10 protein-coding genes and 1 pseudogene are annotated in these 16,877 nt (G+C 67.9%); 6 read left to right on the top strand and 5 right to left on the bottom strand.

The window, feature by feature from the left end; all coding sequences use genetic code 11:
• The first annotated feature begins 37 nt into the window (after positions 1 to 37).
• Positions 38 to 1,738 carry a thiamine pyrophosphate-binding protein gene (locus KY496_RS23505; RefSeq protein ID WP_219862681.1) on the top strand — a complete coding sequence of 567 codons (1,701 nt, stop codon included), beginning with the start codon at positions 38 to 40 and terminating at the stop codon, positions 1,736 to 1,738.
• Here the strand turns inward: KY496_RS23505 and KY496_RS23500 are convergent.
• A complete protein-coding gene (locus KY496_RS23500; protein ID WP_219862679.1) occupies positions 1,735 to 2,877 on the bottom strand; it encodes an NAD(P)/FAD-dependent oxidoreductase in 1,143 nt (380 codons plus the stop codon). The genes KY496_RS23505 and KY496_RS23500 overlap by 4 nt on opposite strands.
• A complete protein-coding gene (locus KY496_RS23495; protein ID WP_219862678.1) occupies positions 2,877 to 5,816 on the bottom strand; it encodes a LodA/GoxA family CTQ-dependent oxidase in 2,940 nt (979 codons plus the stop codon). Before KY496_RS23495 ends, KY496_RS23500 begins: the two co-directional genes overlap by 1 nt.
• A gap of 442 nt (positions 5,817 to 6,258) precedes the next feature.
• On the opposite strand from KY496_RS23495, the gene ftsY reads away from it, so the two are divergent.
• The 4 genes from ftsY to rpoH all read left to right on the top strand — a co-directional run bounded on the left by ftsY (position 6,259) and on the right by rpoH (position 10,433).
• Entirely contained in the window at positions 6,259 to 7,371 is a 1,113-nt protein-coding gene (gene ftsY / locus KY496_RS23490; protein WP_219862676.1) for a signal recognition particle-docking protein FtsY, read from the top strand.
• A gap of 14 nt (positions 7,372 to 7,385) precedes the next feature.
• Positions 7,386 to 8,057 carry a cell division ATP-binding protein FtsE gene (locus KY496_RS23485; RefSeq protein ID WP_071360317.1) on the top strand — a complete coding sequence of 224 codons (672 nt, stop codon included), beginning with the start codon at positions 7,386 to 7,388 and terminating at the stop codon, positions 8,055 to 8,057.
• Entirely contained in the window at positions 8,054 to 8,983 is a 930-nt protein-coding gene (gene ftsX / locus KY496_RS23480) for a permease-like cell division protein FtsX (RefSeq protein ID WP_071360318.1), read from the top strand. Before KY496_RS23485 ends, ftsX begins: the two co-directional genes overlap by 4 nt.
• 559 nt (positions 8,984 to 9,542) lie before the next feature.
• On the top strand, positions 9,543 to 10,433 hold the full coding sequence (gene rpoH / locus KY496_RS23475; protein WP_184235462.1) for an RNA polymerase sigma factor RpoH: 891 nt from the start codon (positions 9,543 to 9,545) through the stop codon (positions 10,431 to 10,433).
• A gap of 66 nt (positions 10,434 to 10,499) precedes the next feature.
• Here the strand turns inward: rpoH and KY496_RS23470 are convergent, their stop codons facing one another.
• Positions 10,500 to 12,104, bottom strand: a complete 1,605-nt coding sequence (locus KY496_RS23470) for a family 43 glycosylhydrolase (RefSeq protein WP_219865163.1) — start codon at positions 12,102 to 12,104, stop codon at positions 10,500 to 10,502.
• Positions 12,105 to 12,311: 207 nt separating this feature from the next.
• Here KY496_RS23470 and yghU point away from each other — a divergent pair, with 207 nt between their 5' ends.
• On the top strand, positions 12,312 to 13,154 hold the full coding sequence (gene yghU / locus KY496_RS23465; RefSeq protein ID WP_219865162.1) for a glutathione-dependent disulfide-bond oxidoreductase: 843 nt from the start codon (positions 12,312 to 12,314) through the stop codon (positions 13,152 to 13,154).
• A 96-nt stretch (positions 13,155 to 13,250) separates the two neighbouring features.
• Here the strand turns inward: yghU and KY496_RS23460 are convergent.
• Together KY496_RS23460 and KY496_RS23455 are read right to left on the bottom strand one after the other, a co-directional pair.
• A pseudogene (locus tag KY496_RS23460) lies at positions 13,251 to 13,925 on the bottom strand (endonuclease/exonuclease/phosphatase family protein); the annotation flags it as partial.
• Positions 13,926 to 14,089: 164 nt separating this feature from the next.
• A complete protein-coding gene (locus KY496_RS23455; RefSeq protein ID WP_219862674.1) occupies positions 14,090 to 16,810 on the bottom strand; it encodes an EAL domain-containing protein in 2,721 nt (906 codons plus the stop codon).
• Between the last annotated feature and the right edge of the window lie 67 nt (positions 16,811 to 16,877).

The raw sequence follows: 16,877 nt of genomic DNA, 5'->3' as shown, positions 1-16,877 counted from the left end.
ATGCCGAAGATGCCAAAACCTCAAGGATGACCTCTCCATGACCCACCCTTCCCGCACCGGCGGCCAGCTCCTGGTCGATGCGCTCCACGTCCACGGCGTCGACACCGCCTTCGGCGTCCCCGGCGAAAGCTACCTGGACGTGCTCGATGCGCTGCACGACTCGAACATCCGCTTCGTGATCAACCGCCAGGAAGGGGGCGCGGCATTCATGGCCGAGGCCTACGGCAAGATGACGGGCAAACCCGGCATCTGCTTCGTCACCCGCGGTCCCGGCGCCACCAACGCCTCGATCGGCGTCCACACCGCCTATCAAGACTCCACCCCGATGATCCTGTTCATCGGCCAGGTCGGCAACGACTTCGTCGACCGCGAAGCCTTCCAGGAAATCGACTATCGCCGCATGTATGGCCAGATGACGAAATGGGTGGCCCAGATCGATCGCGCCGACCGCATCCCCGAATATTTGGCGCGCGCCTTCCAGGTGGCCACCAGCGGCCGTCCCGGCCCGGTGGTGCTGGCGCTGCCGGAAGACATGCTGGTGTCGACGGCGGCAGTAGCCGACACCCGCCCCTACCAGCCGTCGCACGGCGCCCCAACGGGCGAGCAGATCGCCCGCCTGCGCGCCATGCTGCAAGACGCCCGGCGTCCGATCGTGCTGCTGGGTGGCGGCACCTGGAACGCGCAGGCCTGCGCCGACCTGGCCCGCTTCGCCGAAGCAAACCGCTTGCCGGTAGGCTGCACCTTCCGCTTCCAGGACCTGCTCGACAACGCGCACCCGAACTACGCCGGCGACGTCGGCATCGGCATCAACCCCAAGCTGGCCGCGCGCGTCAAAGAGGCCGACCTGGTGATCGCCATCGGCCCGCGCCTGGGCGAGATGACGACCGGCGGCTACACGCTGCTCGATGCGCCGGTGCCGCGCCAGCGCCTGGTCCACATCCACCCGGACCCGGAAGAACTGGGCAGCGTCTACCAGGGCGAACTCATGATCGCCAGCGGCATGCCGCAAGCCTGCGCCATGCTGGCCGCGATGGAGCCGGTCGACGCCACCGCCTGGCAGGACAGCGTGGCCGAGGCCAAGGCCGACCTGGCCGCCTGGCAGGCGCAGCCGGCGCTGCTCAAGGAAGGCGCGCCGCTCGACCTGTGGCAGGTGGTGCAGGACTTGATGGATCAACTGCCGCGCGACGCCGTCATCACCAACGGCGCCGGCAACTACGCCTCGTGGGCGCACCGCTTCTATCGCTACGGCGGCATGCGCACCCAGCTGGCGCCGACCAATGGCGCGATGGGTTATGCCGTGCCGGCCGGCGTGGCCGCCAAGATCGTGTGGCCGGAGCGCGCCGTGGTGACCTTCGCCGGCGACGGCGAATTCATGATGACGGGCCAGGAACTGGCGACCGCCGTCCAGTACGGCGCCGGCGTGGTGATCCTGGTGTTCAACAATAATATGTTCGGCACCATCCGCATGCACCAGGAACGCACCTACCCGGGCCGCGTGTCGGGCACCGGCCTGCACAATCCGGACTTCGCCGCGCTGGCGCGCGCCTACGGCGGCCATGGAGAAGTCGTCGACAAGACCGGGGATTTCGCGCCGGCGCTGCGGCGCGCGCTCGAGCATGCGGAACAGCACCAGCTGCCGGCCGTGATCGAGCTGCGCTACGACGGCAACCTGATCACCCCGAACGCCACCCTGGAGACGATCCGCCGGCAGGCGGAAAGCGCCAGGGCTGGCCGCTAGGCCGGCACGGCCGACGGCGCCGCGTCCAGGCGCCGGCGCCAGAACGTGTGGCCGGGCCAGCGGGTTTCCATCCGATACCACGCGTCCAGGTGGCGGCGGTAGGCCAGGTCGATGCGGGCGGTCTCCCCGCCGTAGTCCGCCAGCGCGCCGGCCTCTCCTTCCAGATACCGATGCGCCGCCTCGGCGCCGGCGAGCCCGGTGTACAGGGCATTGAACAGGCCCTGGGACGACAAGGGGTCGAAGGCGAGCGCGGCGTCGCCGACCGCGAGCCAGCCATCGCCCCAGGGGCGATCCAGCGCGGCGCCGTGGGCGGCGCAAAAACCGTGTCCGGCCTCGGGGTCGAAGCGCGCACCGGCCAGGCTGGCGCGCAGCGCCGGCGTGTGCGCCAGCCTGGCCAGCAGGGCCGGGCCGGTATGCGCGCAACGCGCCGCCGGGAGGTCGGCATCGGTGTAGAAGGCCAGCAGGCGTCTCTGTTCAGGCAACGACGCCGTGTACCACCAACCGTCCTCCTCGGCGTGCAGCTCGCTGGCGCCGGTCGCGGCGCCGGCGTCGCGGCCGAACAGCCAGCCGCAGACCAGCTTGCCCCGCGCCTGGCGCCGCGCGCCGACGTGGCGCGCCAGCACCCCATCCCTGCCGCTCGCGTCGACCACCAGGCCGGCCCGGATCTGCAAGGGTTGGCCATGGCGCCGCACTTCGAGCTGCCAGCGCGCTCCCCTGTCGTCGATGCGGCGCAGCCCGGCCAGGCGCGTCCCGGCCAGCAGGGCGGCGCCGCGCGTGCGCGCCACATCGGCCAGCCAGGCATCGAAGCGCGCGCGGTCCAGGTGCCAGCCCGGCCCATCGAGATTGCGCAAGGCATCCTGCTCCACCAGGGCGGACGAGCCCCAGCAGGAGCGCGTCACGTGACAGGCGGCGTGCCCCTGGGCCAGGAAGTCGCGCTCGAGACGCATGTCGCGCAGCAGCCGGCCGGCGGCGGCCGGCAGCGCCTCGCCCACGCGGCGCGGCGCCGGGCCGCCCTTGTCGAGCACCAGCACCCGCCTGAAGGGCGCCAGGTTGAGCGCCAGCGCGCACCCGGCCGGCCCGGCGCCCAGCACGACGACGTCGGCATCGATGACGTCGTCGAGCGCGTCCCAGGCCGGCATCAGCCCGGCAGCCCGTGCGGGAAGCGCCGCACCTTCTCGATGGTGCCCGGCTCGGGCTCGCGCCGCTGCGCGCTGCTGCGGGCGCCGATGCGCAGTCCCGGCTGCGCCGCATCGTGCGACCGGTGGGCGTCGGGCGCCGCCATGTCCTTGATCTTCGGATGCTGGTCCTCGACCTCGATCAGCGCCGGGAAGTGCGCGCGGTCGGATGGCCCCGGATGCGACTCGACCACGCCGAGCTTGTCGAAGTGATGGATCATGTTGTTGATCTTGTCCGTGTAGCTCGTGTTCGCGTCGCCCAGCGGGTCGCTCCAGCCCGCGCGGTCGGCGAAGGCGGCGAGCCGCTCGCCCAGCGGCTTGCGCTCGTCCATGACGATCCTGTAGTTCTCCCTGGTGAGCACCTCGTTGGGCACGCGCGCCGGCCAGAAGGTCGGAATATACGGGTCGTACTCCGGCACGTAGCCCGACTTGCAGCTGGCCGTGTCCGTATGCCAGGGCACCGCCATCCAGCGCGTGATGCCGCCCGGCTGCTGGCCGGCGAAGGGGCCGTCGGTGATCTGCATCGCTTCCGGGGTCAGGACCTGCGCCGGCTGCGGCGCGATCCAGCCGTCCAGGGCGTGGGCGAAGCGGAACGGTTCCATGTACATGCTCGGCTGGCGCGTGACCCAGGTCATTTCGCAGCCGGGGTGGAAGGCGTCGGCCAGCGCGAATTCGAGCGCCGCCCGCGTCAGCGTGTCGCCCTGCTCGGCCAGCGGCACCTCGTCCAGGCTGGCCGGCCAGTGGCGCTCGGGGTCGTAGTCCTCGATGAAGTCGCCCGCCGCCCACTGCGCCAGCATCTGCATCTGCGTGCCGGACAGCGAGGCGTTCTGGCGCGGCGTGGCGGCCGGCGGCACGTTCATCGCGTCGCCGTACAGCCAGGGCCAGGGCTTGGGCGAGGCGCCGTCGACGGCGTCGTCGCGGAACTGGTTCGCGACCAGGTGCCGCAGTTCGGCGCTGGCACCGCCGCCATCGGACAGGCGCGCGAGCGCTTCGGCACTGGTGAGGTCGTTCGCGCCCTTCCAGCCGAATCCCGACGCGAAGCCGGCATTGACCCACTGCAGCCCGGCCATCCGCTCGAAGATCGGCAGGATGTCGAAGGTGAAACTGGGCCGCCTGGGCCGCGGCAGCATGCCGGCGTTGATGGCCACGTCGCGCATCAGATCCCACATGGTGCGCACCGACTGCCGCTGCGGGCCGTAGTTCGGCGGCGCCACGACCACCCATGCCGGCACGACGTTCAGGCGCATGCCCTGGTATTCCACGTCGGCGCTCACCGGACCGTCGGCGACGTCGTCATGCCAGGCTTCGTTGTTGGCGAAGGTGACGGCGCGGCTGCCGTCGTACGAGGCGGCGGCGCCGTGCCCGCCCAGCACGATCAGGCGTCCCTGGTCGTCGGTGAAGATCTCGCCCAGGTAGACCGGCTTGTCCATGAAGCGGCCGTCGTCGAAGCGGCGCGGGGCGGCGTCGCGTCCCGTCACCGTGCGCGCCGCCGGCGTGATCGCCAGCCTGTCGCGCTCGGCGACGCCGGGATTGCGCAGCGTCGTCGGCGGCGCCCAGGCGGCTTCGGGAATGTCCAGCGCCAGCTGGAAGCCATACCAGGCCGACTTGGTATTGGCCAGCTGGACCTTCCACTCGATCTTCGCGTCGTCCGGCGTCAGTTCGCGCACGATATGGCCCTTGGCGTTGACGCCGTAGACGCGGAAGCGCACCGCCTGGCGCTTGAGCTTGTGATGCGCGTCGCGATAGAAGCCGGGCGGCTGGGCCGGCGGATTGCGCACTTCCGGGCCCAGGAACCATTCGTCCTCGCTCGACCCCACGCGCGCGATGCCGATCGCCGGATGGATCACCGCCTGGACGATGCAGGTGTCGGCGTCGGGCGCCGGCCGGCCCGCCGAGAACGGACAGCTCGCGCGCGGCTGGCGCGGCTCTTCCTGCGGCTGGCCGTTGGCCTCGCGCCGCGCGTGCGCGCTGGCCGCGTAGGCGATCTTGCGCGCTTCGGCGATCGAGCCGACCGGCGTCTGCTCCGGCGGCACGCGCCAGATGTTGAAGGACAGCGCGTCGCCATATTCGGCCTGGCCGCGGGTGCAGATGTCCTGCTGCGGCAGGATCAGGGTCGCCACCTGCACGAACGGGCTGGTCTTTTCGCTCCATTCGACGGTCGCCTGGTCGAGCGGCATGTTGTCGGGGTCGGTGCGGCGCTGGACCATGAAGCGGAACCGGTATTCGCGCCGCGCCAGGCGGCGCGCCATGTCGGTGCCCAGGTAATCGTTGCCGCTGCCGGCGATCCGGTCGGACTCGGTTTCCGGTTCCAGCCGGTACTTGACGAACTGCTCGCCCGCCCTGAACGGCAGGATCGCCCAGTAGGTGGCCGTCAGCACGCTCGACTCGACCTTCGCCATGCGGTCGAACAGGCGGGACATGCGCTCATGCTTGGCCAGGTAGCCGTCGTCGTCCTTGGCGATCAAGCTCGCATAAGTGAAGTCGAGCATCTCCGCGCAATCGTCGGCGAAGAACACCGGGAAGTTCTGCATGATGAAGTCGGCGGTATCGCCTTCCTCGCCCAGCCCGTTCGGGCCGGCGACGCCGAACAGCTTGATGCCGACGCCGACCGTCGAACGCAGGTCGGGATCGGTGGGCTTGATGTCGCTCGAAAAACGCATCCATGCGTCCAGCCGCGCATGGCGGAACACGCCGACCTTCAGGTCGGCCGGAATCGACGGCAAGACTTCCAGCCGGCCGCTGGCCACGCCATGCTGCTTGCGGAACACCGCGCGCCGCGCGGGTCCGGGGTCGTTCTCGATGTGCCGCTTCTGGGAAACGTCGACGAACAGTTCGGTCAGGCGTTGCGCGGACTGGTCCGGCTGCGTGAAACAGGGAGGCGCTGCGTCGTTCGGTTTGGTCATGGCGGAATCCAATTGGGGTTGCAGGGCATCGCATCGGTGGCGATGGTGGTCCGGCTGGTGAGACGGCCGCGGTGCTGCATTGGAACGGGTGCTGGACTACGAAGAGGACGAGGTGTTCATACCCTGTCGAGAGGGCAATTTATTGCGAAAAAATACTACTGCAGTATTTTTCGAAAATCTACTCGTAGTTTTCATCTTTACCGGTTCTTGTATGCGCCCGCGCAACGATCGAGCGGCATCCGATGCGCCGCAGCGACACCGGGCATGCCGCCAGCATGAACGATTGGATTCCGGCAAGGCTTCAGGGAGGCGATACTTGGCGTGCAAGCGTGGTGTCGCTCACGTGCAATGCAAGACCGTATTGCTGCTCTGGTAAAATATTCGCTAGTTTTTTCATCGCCGGCCACGCCGGCGTCCGCACGCAGTCCCGCCACCAGACACTATGTTTAGCTTCTTCAAAAGAAAAAAAGCGCCTGACACACCGGCGCCGGAACCGGTCGTGCCGGCCGCGCCGCCTGCGCCCGCCCCCGCTCCCGCCCCCGCTTCGGCCCCGGCGCCCATCGCCGCGGCCCCGATCGCCGCCGAAGCCAGCGTCCTGCACGAAGGCGCCAACCTGTTCCCCGAAACCGCCGAACGCCCGACCACCGAGGCCGAGAAGAAGACCTCGTGGATGGCGCGCCTGAAGGCCGGCCTGTCCAAGACCTCGAGCAACCTGTCGCTGCTGTTCGTCGGCGCCCGCATCGACGAAGACCTGTACGAGGAACTCGAGGCGGCGCTGCTGATGTCGGACGCCGGCATGGACGCCACCGAACATCTGCTGGGCGAATTGCGGCGCAAGGTCAAGGAAGACAAGCTGCTGGACGCCGCCGCCGTCAAGGCCGCGCTCAAGGCGCTGATGATCGAGCTGCTGCAACCGTTGCAGAAGCCGCTGGAGCTGGGCCGCCACGAACCGCTGGTGATGATGATCTCGGGCGTCAACGGCGCCGGCAAGACCACCACCATCGGCAAGCTGGCCAAGCATATGCAGAGCTTCGACCAGTCGGTGCTGCTGGCCGCCGGCGACACCTTCCGCGCCGCCGCACGCGAGCAATTGATGGTCTGGGGCCAGCGCAACAACGTCACCGTGATCTCGCAGCAGTCGGGCGATCCGGCCGCCGTCGCCTTCGACGCGGTGCAGTCGGGCAAGGCGCGCGGCACCGACGTCGTCATGATCGACACCGCCGGCCGCCTGCCGACCCAGCTGCACCTGATGGAAGAGCTCAAGAAGATCAAGCGCGTGATCGGCAAGGGCATGGACGGCGCGCCGCACGAGACCCTGCTCGTCATCGACGGCAATACCGGCCAGAACGCGCTGGCCCAGGTGAAGGCCTTCGACGACGCCCTGCAGCTCACGGGCCTGGTCGTGACCAAGCTGGACGGCACCGCCAAGGGCGGCGTGCTGGCGGCGATCGCCCGCACCCGTCCGATCCCCGTGTACTTCATCGGCGTCGGCGAGAAGCTGGAAGACCTGCAGCCGTTCAACGCCGAAGAATTCGTCGAAGCGCTGCTCGGCTGACGGAACGGGGACCCATGATCGCATTCCAGTCGGTATCCAAACAGTACACCCACGGCGATGCGCGCGGCGCCTATGCGCTGCACGACGTCTCGCTCGACATCGCCAAGGGCGAGCTGGTCTACCTGGCCGGCCCATCGGGCGCCGGCAAGTCGACCCTCATGAAGATGGTGGCGGCGGTCGAGCGCCCCAGCAGCGGCAAGGTGATCGTCAACGGCCAGGACATCGGCCGCATCAAGCCGGCCGGGATTCCGTTCCTGCGCCGGAACATCGGCATCGTCTTCCAGCAGCAGCGCCTGCTCAACGACCGCAACATCCTGGCCAACACCATGCTGCCCCTCCTCGTCACGGGCGCCCGCACCGCGGACGCTGCGCAGCGCGCCCGCGCCGCGCTCGACCGGGTCGGCCTGCTCGACCGCGCCAAGGCGATGCCGCTCGAACTGTCGGGCGGCGAACAGCAGCGGGTGGCGGTCGCGCGCGCGATCGTCAACCGGCCGCAGATCATCCTGGCCGACGAGCCGACCGCCAATCTCGACCGCGTGGCGGCCGACAAGGTGCTCGACGCGCTGCGCGCCTTCCACGCCGCCGGCGTCACCTGCGTCATTTCGACCCACGACGAGCAGGTGCTGGCAGGCAGCACGCGGGTGATCCGCCTCGAGCAGGGCCAGCTGGTCGGAGGTGCGGCATGAGCCCGTGGCTGCGCCAGCACCGCTTCGCCCTCGGGGCCGCGCTGTCGACAGTGCGCAAGTCGCCCGGCAGCTTCCTGTTCAACGTGCTGGTGGTCGCGCTCGCGCTGACCCTGCCGTTCGCGGGTATCACCCTGCTCGACAATGTGCGTCCGCTGTCCGAGCAATTGTCGGTCGATCCCGAGATCAGCCTGTTCATGCGCGACGACGCCAGCCGCGCCGATGCCGAAGCGCTGGCGCCGCGCATCCGCCAGATCGTCGCGCCGCAGGGTGGACAAGGGGCGGAAATCGCCTTCGTGCCGCGCGAGCAGGCGCTCGCTTCGCTCAAGGAGCGTAGCGGCCTGGGCGACGTGCTGGAAACCCTGGGCGATAACCCCTTGCCCGACAGCTACGTAATGAAGCTGGAAGGCTTCGCCAGCGCCGGCGCCGCCGCCCAGGTGGACCTGATTACCGAGCGCCTGGGCGAACTGCCGGGCGTGGCAACGGTGCAGGTCGACTCAAGCTGGGTCAAGCGCCTGGCCGCGATGCTGGCCATCCTGCGCCTGGCGCTGCTGCTGCTGGCGGCCACCCTGGGCATCGTCGTGATCGCGGTCGTGTTCAATACGATCCGCCTGCAGGTGCTGACCCAGAAAGAAGAAATCTCGGTCTCGACACTGCTGGGCGCGACCAACGATTTCATCCACCGTCCGTTCTTCTACACCGGCGCCCTGCTCGGCCTGTGCGCCGGCGCGGTGGCGCTGGGCGCGGTGACCCTGGCCCTGCGCCCGCTGAACGGCGCGATCGGGGAGTTCGCCCGGCTGTACGGCTCGAATTTCCAGCTGATGCCGCTGGGTGGACTCGAAATCGCCGGCCTGCTGGCGATCAGCGCCGCGCTGGGCCTGGTCGGCGCCCTGCTGTCAGTGCGGCGTCACCTGGCGCGCCAGCGTTGAACGCGGTCCTACAAAGTTGCATTGAAAAAAACTGTCGAGATGGTATTGAAAACGCGATAAGCGTCACCATCTGGTGTAGCAGGGCTAGGCGGCCCTCCTGTGTGGCTGCCTGCCCCTTTACCGGACAAGACCGCGTCGCATGACACCGCAATGAATCCTACGGCCTAGCTGCCATCCCCTACGCTTCCACGCGCATAAGTCCTACAGGCTGCGCCGTGGGTACGTGCGCCATTCAACAGAATACGTGCCGCTGCGGCCGTAATCTGTGTCTAACGTTATTCCAGTCATTCCTGGCTCACTTTTGAGCCGAATCAACTGGACAAGCAATACCTGCTCTACAGTGGAACCGTCGGCAATTCGATTCCCGAGAGCAATACTTTGAACAATCTTAAGCGCCGGGACCACTTCTAGCACTCACCTCGGGGGAGTGCTAATATATGGTCCAAGGCAATCGAAATTCAAGTCACGCATCCAGGTAACAAGCCGTAACAGCAGTGCCGCAAGGCAATAAGTTATGGCACATTGAGGATGCAGCAAGATTACTACGAGGGAAATGAATATGTCCGCACAATCCGCATTGGTTCCGACCGGCAGTCGTGCTCTGGGACTGGGTTTCACCGGCAATCTGGGCAATATCGACGCCTATATCTCGGCCGTCAATCGCCTGCCGATGCTCACGCACGAAGAAGAGGTATCGCTGGCAAAGCGGCTGCGCGACGACCACGATCTCGACGCCGCGCAAAAGCTGGTGCTGTCGCACCTGCGCCTGGTGGTATCGATCGCGCGCGGCTACCTGGGCTATGGCCTGCCGCACGCCGACCTGATCCAGGAAGGCAATATCGGCCTGATGAAGGCGGTCAAGCGCTTCGACCCGAACCAGGGCGTGCGCCTGGTGTCGTACGCCATGCACTGGATCAAGGCCGAGATGCATGAATACATTCTCAAGAACTGGCGCCTGGTGAAGGTCGCCACGACCAAGGCCCAGCGCAAGCTGTTCTTCAACCTGCGCAGCAACAAGACCGGCCTGGACGCGATGTCGCCAAGCCAGGTCGACGACCTCGCCAAGTTGCTGGGCGTCAAGCGCGAAGAAGTGATCGAGATGGAAACTCGCCTGTCGGGCCGCGACATCGCGCTGGAGTCGCCGACCGACGACGAAGACGACAAGTTCTCGCCGATCGCCTATCTGTCGTCGGACCAGCAGGAACCGACCAAGGTGCTCGAGGCCGAGCAGGTCACCCGCCTGCAGTCCGAAGGCCTGGAAACGGCGCTGGGCAAGCTCGACCCGCGTTCGCGCCGCATCATCGAGGCGCGCTGGCTGGCCAACGACGACGGCTCGGGCGCCACGCTGCATACGCTGGCCGAAGAGTTCAGCGTGTCGGCCGAGCGTATTCGCCAGATCGAATCGGCCGCGCTCAAGAAGATGAAAGGCGCGCTGGCGGCTTACGTGTAAGCCGGCCCTGCTCCATCGGAAACCCCGCTGCGGCGGGGTTTTTCTTTGGCGCTGTCAGTCCCGCACTCACAGCGCCCGGTAGCGGAAATCGCCGAGCGTCACCGCGCCGGCGCCGGCGCAATAGATGCCGACCTTCAGGCTCAGGAAGCCGCCGAACACATTGTGGTGGATGCCCGACACTTCCATCCGTGTCCCGTGCAGGGTCCAGGTCTTGCCGCCGTCGTGCGAGTAGCGCCAGGTGACGACGTGCTCGTCGTTCGTCATCCGCACCCGTACCGAGGAAGTCTTGCGCTTGCCCCGCGCCCAGCCCTGTTCTTCGGCGTACTGGAAGGTCTTGACCTCGTCGCGCGTGAACCCGATGCCGACGAAGGCTTTCTGGCTGTAGAACAGCAGCAGGCCGGCTTCGGCCTCTCCCTCCAGGGTGAGCGTCACCTCCACCTCGTAGGCGCGGTCGCCGACGCCGCAGGTCAGCGGCCGGCTGTCGGCCGGCGACGCGCCGCGACCGGCGATCCGCAGCCCCGTATCCGTGTAACGCGCGCGGCGCATCTCGTCCGGCGCCGGATCGTGGAAGGCCCACTGCACGCCGAAGCGGTCGCGCCTGAAATCGTCGGACAGCGCCTGGCCGGCCGGGCCGGCCTTTCCTCCCTTCGGCATCGGCAATGGCCGCGACAGGTCGCCGCCCATGGCGCGGAACCAGCCGTCGTCCGTCCATTCGATCGGCTCCAGCAGCGTCTGCCGCCCCAGGGTGCGGTAGCCGTTCTCGTAGCCGTGATAGATCATCCACCAGTCGCCGGACGGCCCCTCGACCAGGGTCGCATGGCCGCGCGACCACCACGGTTCGGCCGTGCCCAGCGAACGCACCAGCGGGTTGTGCGGGCAGTGTTCCCATGGTCCATGCACCGAGGTCGAGCGCGCTGCGATCACCATATGGCCGGTGACCGGGCCGGCGGTGCCGCCGACCGCCGTCACCAGATAGAACCACTTGCCGCGCCGCAGCAGCTTCGGCCCTTCGGGCGCGAAGTTCTCGACGATCCAGTCGGCCGGATAGCGCCAGGGCTCGTAGGCCTTCGCGAGCCGGCCATCGGTGGCCAGCCCGTCGTCGGTCAGCCGGATCTTGCGGATGCCGTTGACGAACAGGTAGCGCTTGCCGTCCTCGCCCACCACGTGGCCGGGATCGATGCAGTCGGCAATCCTGAGGTCAACCGGATCGCTCCACGGCCCCTCGATGCGGTCGGCCCAGATCGCGTAGATCGACCACGGCTTGCCGTCCGGCGCGGCCGGGATGTAGATGAAATAGCGGCCGTCGTGCTTGCACAGGTCGACGGCCCAGATCGTCCCCAGGGGTTTGCTCAGCGCCGGCGCGACCGGGCGCCAGTTGACCAGGTCGGTCGAATGCCAGATCACCAGGCCCGGGTAGGAATAGAACGAAGAATATGTGAGGTAGTAGTCCTGGCCGTCCTTGAGCACGGTGGGGTCCGGATGGTCGCCGGCGATAATGGGATTCAGGTAGGTGCCGTCGCCCTGGTCGGCCCGGCGCTGGCCTTCGATGCCGCGGCGCCAGGCCTTCCCGCCAGCCTGGCAGTCAGTCGATGCCGCCGCCATGGGCAGCGCCGGCAGGCTGGCGCCCGCCAGCAGGATCTTGAAGGCGTCGCGACGCGAGGGTTTCGTCATGTCCTGGTCTTTTGCGTGGTGGACGGGACAGGATAGGAAATCCCGCGCGCCGAAGCCAGCGCCAGCAGACTTTTCTCCTGGAGAATGCGGAAAGTCGTACGAATCTTGCAGCAAGTGGCAGGCCGCCCGCCCCTTTTCGGGGCCGCGCCAACGCGTTTCTCTCCCATTGGCTAGAATGATTTCTTTGACCAGGTTCAAGGAGACCCCATGGCTGACCAAGCATCCTACGTCCCACCGAAAGTCTGGACCCCGCCCGCCTCGTCGGGCGGAACCTTCGCCAGCATCAACCGCCCGGTCGCAGGCCCGACCCACGACAAGGAACTTCCGGTCGGCCAGCATCCGCTGCAGCTGTATTCGCTGGCCACGCCGAACGGCGTCAAGGTAACGATCCTGCTGGAAGAATTGCTGGCGGCCGGCCACAGCGGCGCCGAGTACAATGCCTGGCTCATCCGCATCAACGAAGGCATGCAGTTCTCGAGCGGTTTCGTCGAGGCCAATCCCAACTCGAAGATCCCGGCCCTGGTCGACCGCAGTGGCGCCGAGCCGGTGCGCGTGTTCGAATCCGGCTCGATCCTGGTCTACCTGGCCGAGAAATTCGGCGCCTTCCTGCCGAAGGACGGCGTGGCGCGCGCCGAGACCATGAACTGGCTGTTCTGGCAGATGGGATCGGCTCCTTTTGTCGGCGGCGGTTTCGGTCACTTCTATGCCTATGCGCCGGAAAAGCTGCAGTACCCGATCGACCGCTACGCGATGGAAACCAAGCGCCAGCTCGACGTGCTCGACCGCCACCTGGCCGACAAGCGCTTCGTCGCGGGCGAGGAGTACACGATCGCCGACATGGCGATCTGGCCCTGGTATGGCGGGCTGGTGCTGGGCCAGCTGTACGAGGCGGCCGAATTCCTCTCCGTGCACGAATACAGGCACGTCAAACGCTGGGCCGACGAGATCGCCGCGCGGCCGGCCGTCATCCGTGGGCGCAAGGTCAACCGCTCGTTCGGTCCCGAAGCCGACCAGGTGCACGAGCGGCACGACGCGGCCGACCTCGACTGAGCGCAACCTGAACTGCACCCGCGCGACCACCGGATGGTGGTCCGACGGATAGCGCCCGCGCAGCGAATCGCCCAGCGCCGCGTACTTGAGCACCTCGAAATGGCGGTCGACGAAGACGTAGTCGATGCGGTCCTGCAGCGGCGCATCCATCCTGAAGCCATGGTAGGTGCCGATCGGCCCGTACGGCGGCGTGCTGCTGACCCGGTAGGCGTCGCGCATGGTCGTCGCCATCGCCCGCATCTGCGGCGTGTCGGGCGTCGAATTGAAGTCGCCGACGCAGATGGCCGGTTCGCCGCGGCCGATCTCGGCGATCTTGCGCAGCAACAGCTCGCTCGATGCACGGCGCGCGACGACGCCTTCATGGTCGAAGTGCGCCGAGAACACGTACAACACCCGGCCGCTGGCGCGTTCGCGCAGCCTGGCCCACGAGACGATGCGATGGCAGCAGGTCGCATCCCAGCCCAGCGAGGGCCGGTCGGGCGTTTCGCTGAGCCAGAAATCGCCCTTGTCCAGCAGCGCGAAGCGGCTCTTGCGGAAGAAGATGGCCGAATGCTCGCCGGCCTGTTTGCCATCGTCGCGGCCGACGCCGACGTGGTCGAATTCTTCCATCTGCGCCAGGTCGGCGACCTGGCCGGCGAGTCCCTCCTGGGTGCCGACGATGTCGAATTCGTGATGGCGGATCAGCGCCTTGACCATCTCCCTGCGCGCCGGCCAGGCGTTGGGTCCATCCTGGGGATTGTCATAGCGCAGGTTGAAGCTGGCGACGTTCATGGGCTCGCCCCGCTCGAATGCGGCGGCGGGCGCGCAGGCCACGCCGATCAGCATGGCGAATGCAGCGAACAGGGAGCAAACAATCTTCATGGCGTCGAGTTAAGCACAGTCGGCAGGCCATGGCGACCAACAAGACCTCATGACGGCGCAGTTTATGTTCTTTACTAAACAGCGGGGGCGGTTTGCGCGTCCAGCAGATAACGCCGCTCCATCATCGCCGCCATCTCGTCGGCCGGCACCGGACGCGCGATAAAGTAACCCTGCACCTCGTTGCAATCGAGGTGGCGCAGGATCGCCAGCTGTTCCTCGGTTTCGACGCCCTCGGCCACCACCGACATGCCCAACGCGTGCGCCATCGACACGATGGCCTGGAAGAACACCTTGCCCTCCTTCGAATTGGCCAGCTCGGTGGTGAAGGCGCGGTCGACCTTCAGCACGTCCATCTTGAGACGCTGCAGCTGCGACAGCGACGAGTAGCCGGTGCCGAAATCGTCCACATGCAGTTTCACCCCGAGCGCGCGCAGGGCCGCCAGCTCGGCCAGGATGTCGTCCTGGTCGCCCATCATCGCCGACTCGGTGATCTCGACTTCGATCAGGCTGGCCGGCACCCGGTGCTTGACCAGCGCCGCGCTCAGCTGGCGCTGCACGCCGCCGCGCAGGAACTGCTTGGGCGAGACGTTGATCGAGACCGGCACCAGCGCCACGCCGGCCTCGCGCCAGGAGGCCAGCTGGGCGCAGGCCTTGTCGATCACGGTCTCGCCGATGCGCACGATCAGCCCGGTGGCTTCGGCCAGCGGGATGAATTCGCCCGGCGCCACCATGCCCAGGGACGGATGGCGCCAGCGCACCAGCGCTTCCATGCTCAGCAATTCTCCGCTGCGCGCGTCCACGCGCGGCTGGTAGTGCAGCACGAACTGGTCGGCCTCGAGCGCTTCGAGCATGTTCTGCTTCAGGCGCGCGCGCGAGTTGAGGGTCGACGACAGCGAGGGATCGAAGAAGCGGTATTGCCCCTTGCCCTCGTTCTTGCCGACGTACATGGCGATGTCGCTGTGCCTGACCAGGGTCTCGGCATCGAGCCCGTCGCGCGGATACAGGCTGATGCCGATCGAGGAGCCCACGGCGTGCAGCTCGTCGCCGATCAGGAACGGCACGGCGAAAGCCTCGACGATGCGCGAGGCCACCGAGGCGGCCTGGCGCTCGCCGTCGCAGGGCGACAGCAGCACCACGAATTCGTCGCCGCCGAAGCGCGCCACCCCGTCGCCCGGACGCAGCAAGGACAACAGGCGGCCGGCGGCGGCCTTCAGCAGCTGGTCGCCGGTGGCGTGGCCGTGGGTGTCGTTGACATGCTTGAACTCGTCCAGGTCGATGAACAGCAGCGCGGCGCTGGCGCCGTTGCCGGTGCTGGCTTCCTGCGCCTGGGCCAGCATGGCCGGTATGCGCTCCAGGAAGGCATGGCGAGTGGCCAGGCCGGTCAGCGAATCTTCGTTGGCCAGGCGCTCGAGCTGGGCCTCGTGCGCCTTGCGCTCGCTGATGTCCTGCAGGGTCACCGCCAGGCCGTTGCCGACCCGTACCAGGCGTCGGCGGCCCCAGCTGATATTGAGCCGGTTATCGCTCGGCATCCTGCGGTCGTCTTCATGAAAGCCGCTGTCCATCGCCTTGCGGTAGGTGCCGAGGAGATCCTCGCCGAACAGGCCGCTGTCGATCCCGGTCAGGCTCGACCCGACCAGCTCGTCGCGCGTCACGCCATAGAAGAAGGCGCCGCGCTCGTTGCAGTCGACGATGCGGAAATCCGTGATCTGGCCGTCGCGCGCGCGCACCGCGGAGGCCATGTAGAAGCCGTCGTTGCCGCTCTCGGTGGCCGCGCGGTAGGCGCGCCGCACCTCGTCCTGTTCCCTGGCGCGCGCCACGGCGCGCCGCGCCAGCACCGCCCCGACCGCGCCCAGCAGCAACAGGCACAGGGTGGCGACGATGGCGCGGTCGCGGCTCTCGACCCAGTAGCCGTTGCTGGCCGCCAGCGCTTCGTGCTGCGGCAGGCCGACCAGGGCCACCAGCGGATAGGCGGTCGACTGGCGCCAGCCCAGCACGCGCGACTGGCCGTCGGCGAAGCCGCCCTCGCCCTCGACCAGGCGCACACCCTGTTCGCCCGACCAGGCGCCGCCGCGGCGCGGCAGCGCGACCGCGTCCGTGAACGATGCGCCGTTGCTGCGCTGCTCGACCCGCAACCGTCCTTCGCTGCCGGCCAGCGCCACGATGCCGCCGGCGCCGATGGTGGCCGGGCTGACGAAGGACGTGAAGTAGCGGGCGTCGATCGCCATCAGCACCACGCCGTCGAATTCCTCTTCAAGCGTTTCGAGGCGGCGCGTGAACAGCACCACGTCGTCGGCGCTGCCGAACTGCGTCGGCGCGGCGCCGACCCGCAGCGCGGTCGAGTTGTTGTCGCGGTGGTGGTTGAACCAGGCGCTGGGCGCCAGGTCGGCGCCGATCAGGCCGGCGCGTGTGCTGGAGCGCACGACGCCGCCGCGGTCGAGCACCGCCACCACGTGAAAGGCGCTGTCGGTGAACATGCCGTCGCGCCGCATCTCGTCGAGCAGGCCAGCCTGGCGCGAATTCTCCCAGCTGAACTTCAGCTGCATCGTGATCTGGTCCATCTGCGCCACCGAGCGCGTGATGTACTGCTCGTAGGCTTCGGCGTAGGCCGCCACGTCCTTGCGCGCCTGGCCGGCCACGCGCTCCCGCTCGGCCTCGACCCGCAACAGGGTCGCCGCCCACAACGCGCCGCATGCCAGCACGGCCAGCAGCGGCCACAGCAGGACCAGGAAGCGGTTGCTGCGCGCGGGGTCCAGATAGGGCGCCAGGTAGGGGGCGAGCCCGGGATGTTTGCTCATTACTGCGGCCAAAGGACAAGTTGCCGCCAGTCTAGATTGCAAATATGTCAGCGTAGTGACACGTGAA

Source organism: Massilia sp. NP310, assembly GCF_019443485.1.
Lineage (GTDB): Bacteria > Pseudomonadota > Gammaproteobacteria > Burkholderiales > Burkholderiaceae_D > Telluria > Telluria timonae.
Note: the sequence above shows the minus strand (reverse complement) of the source record. Positions and strands in the feature narration are given on the sequence as shown.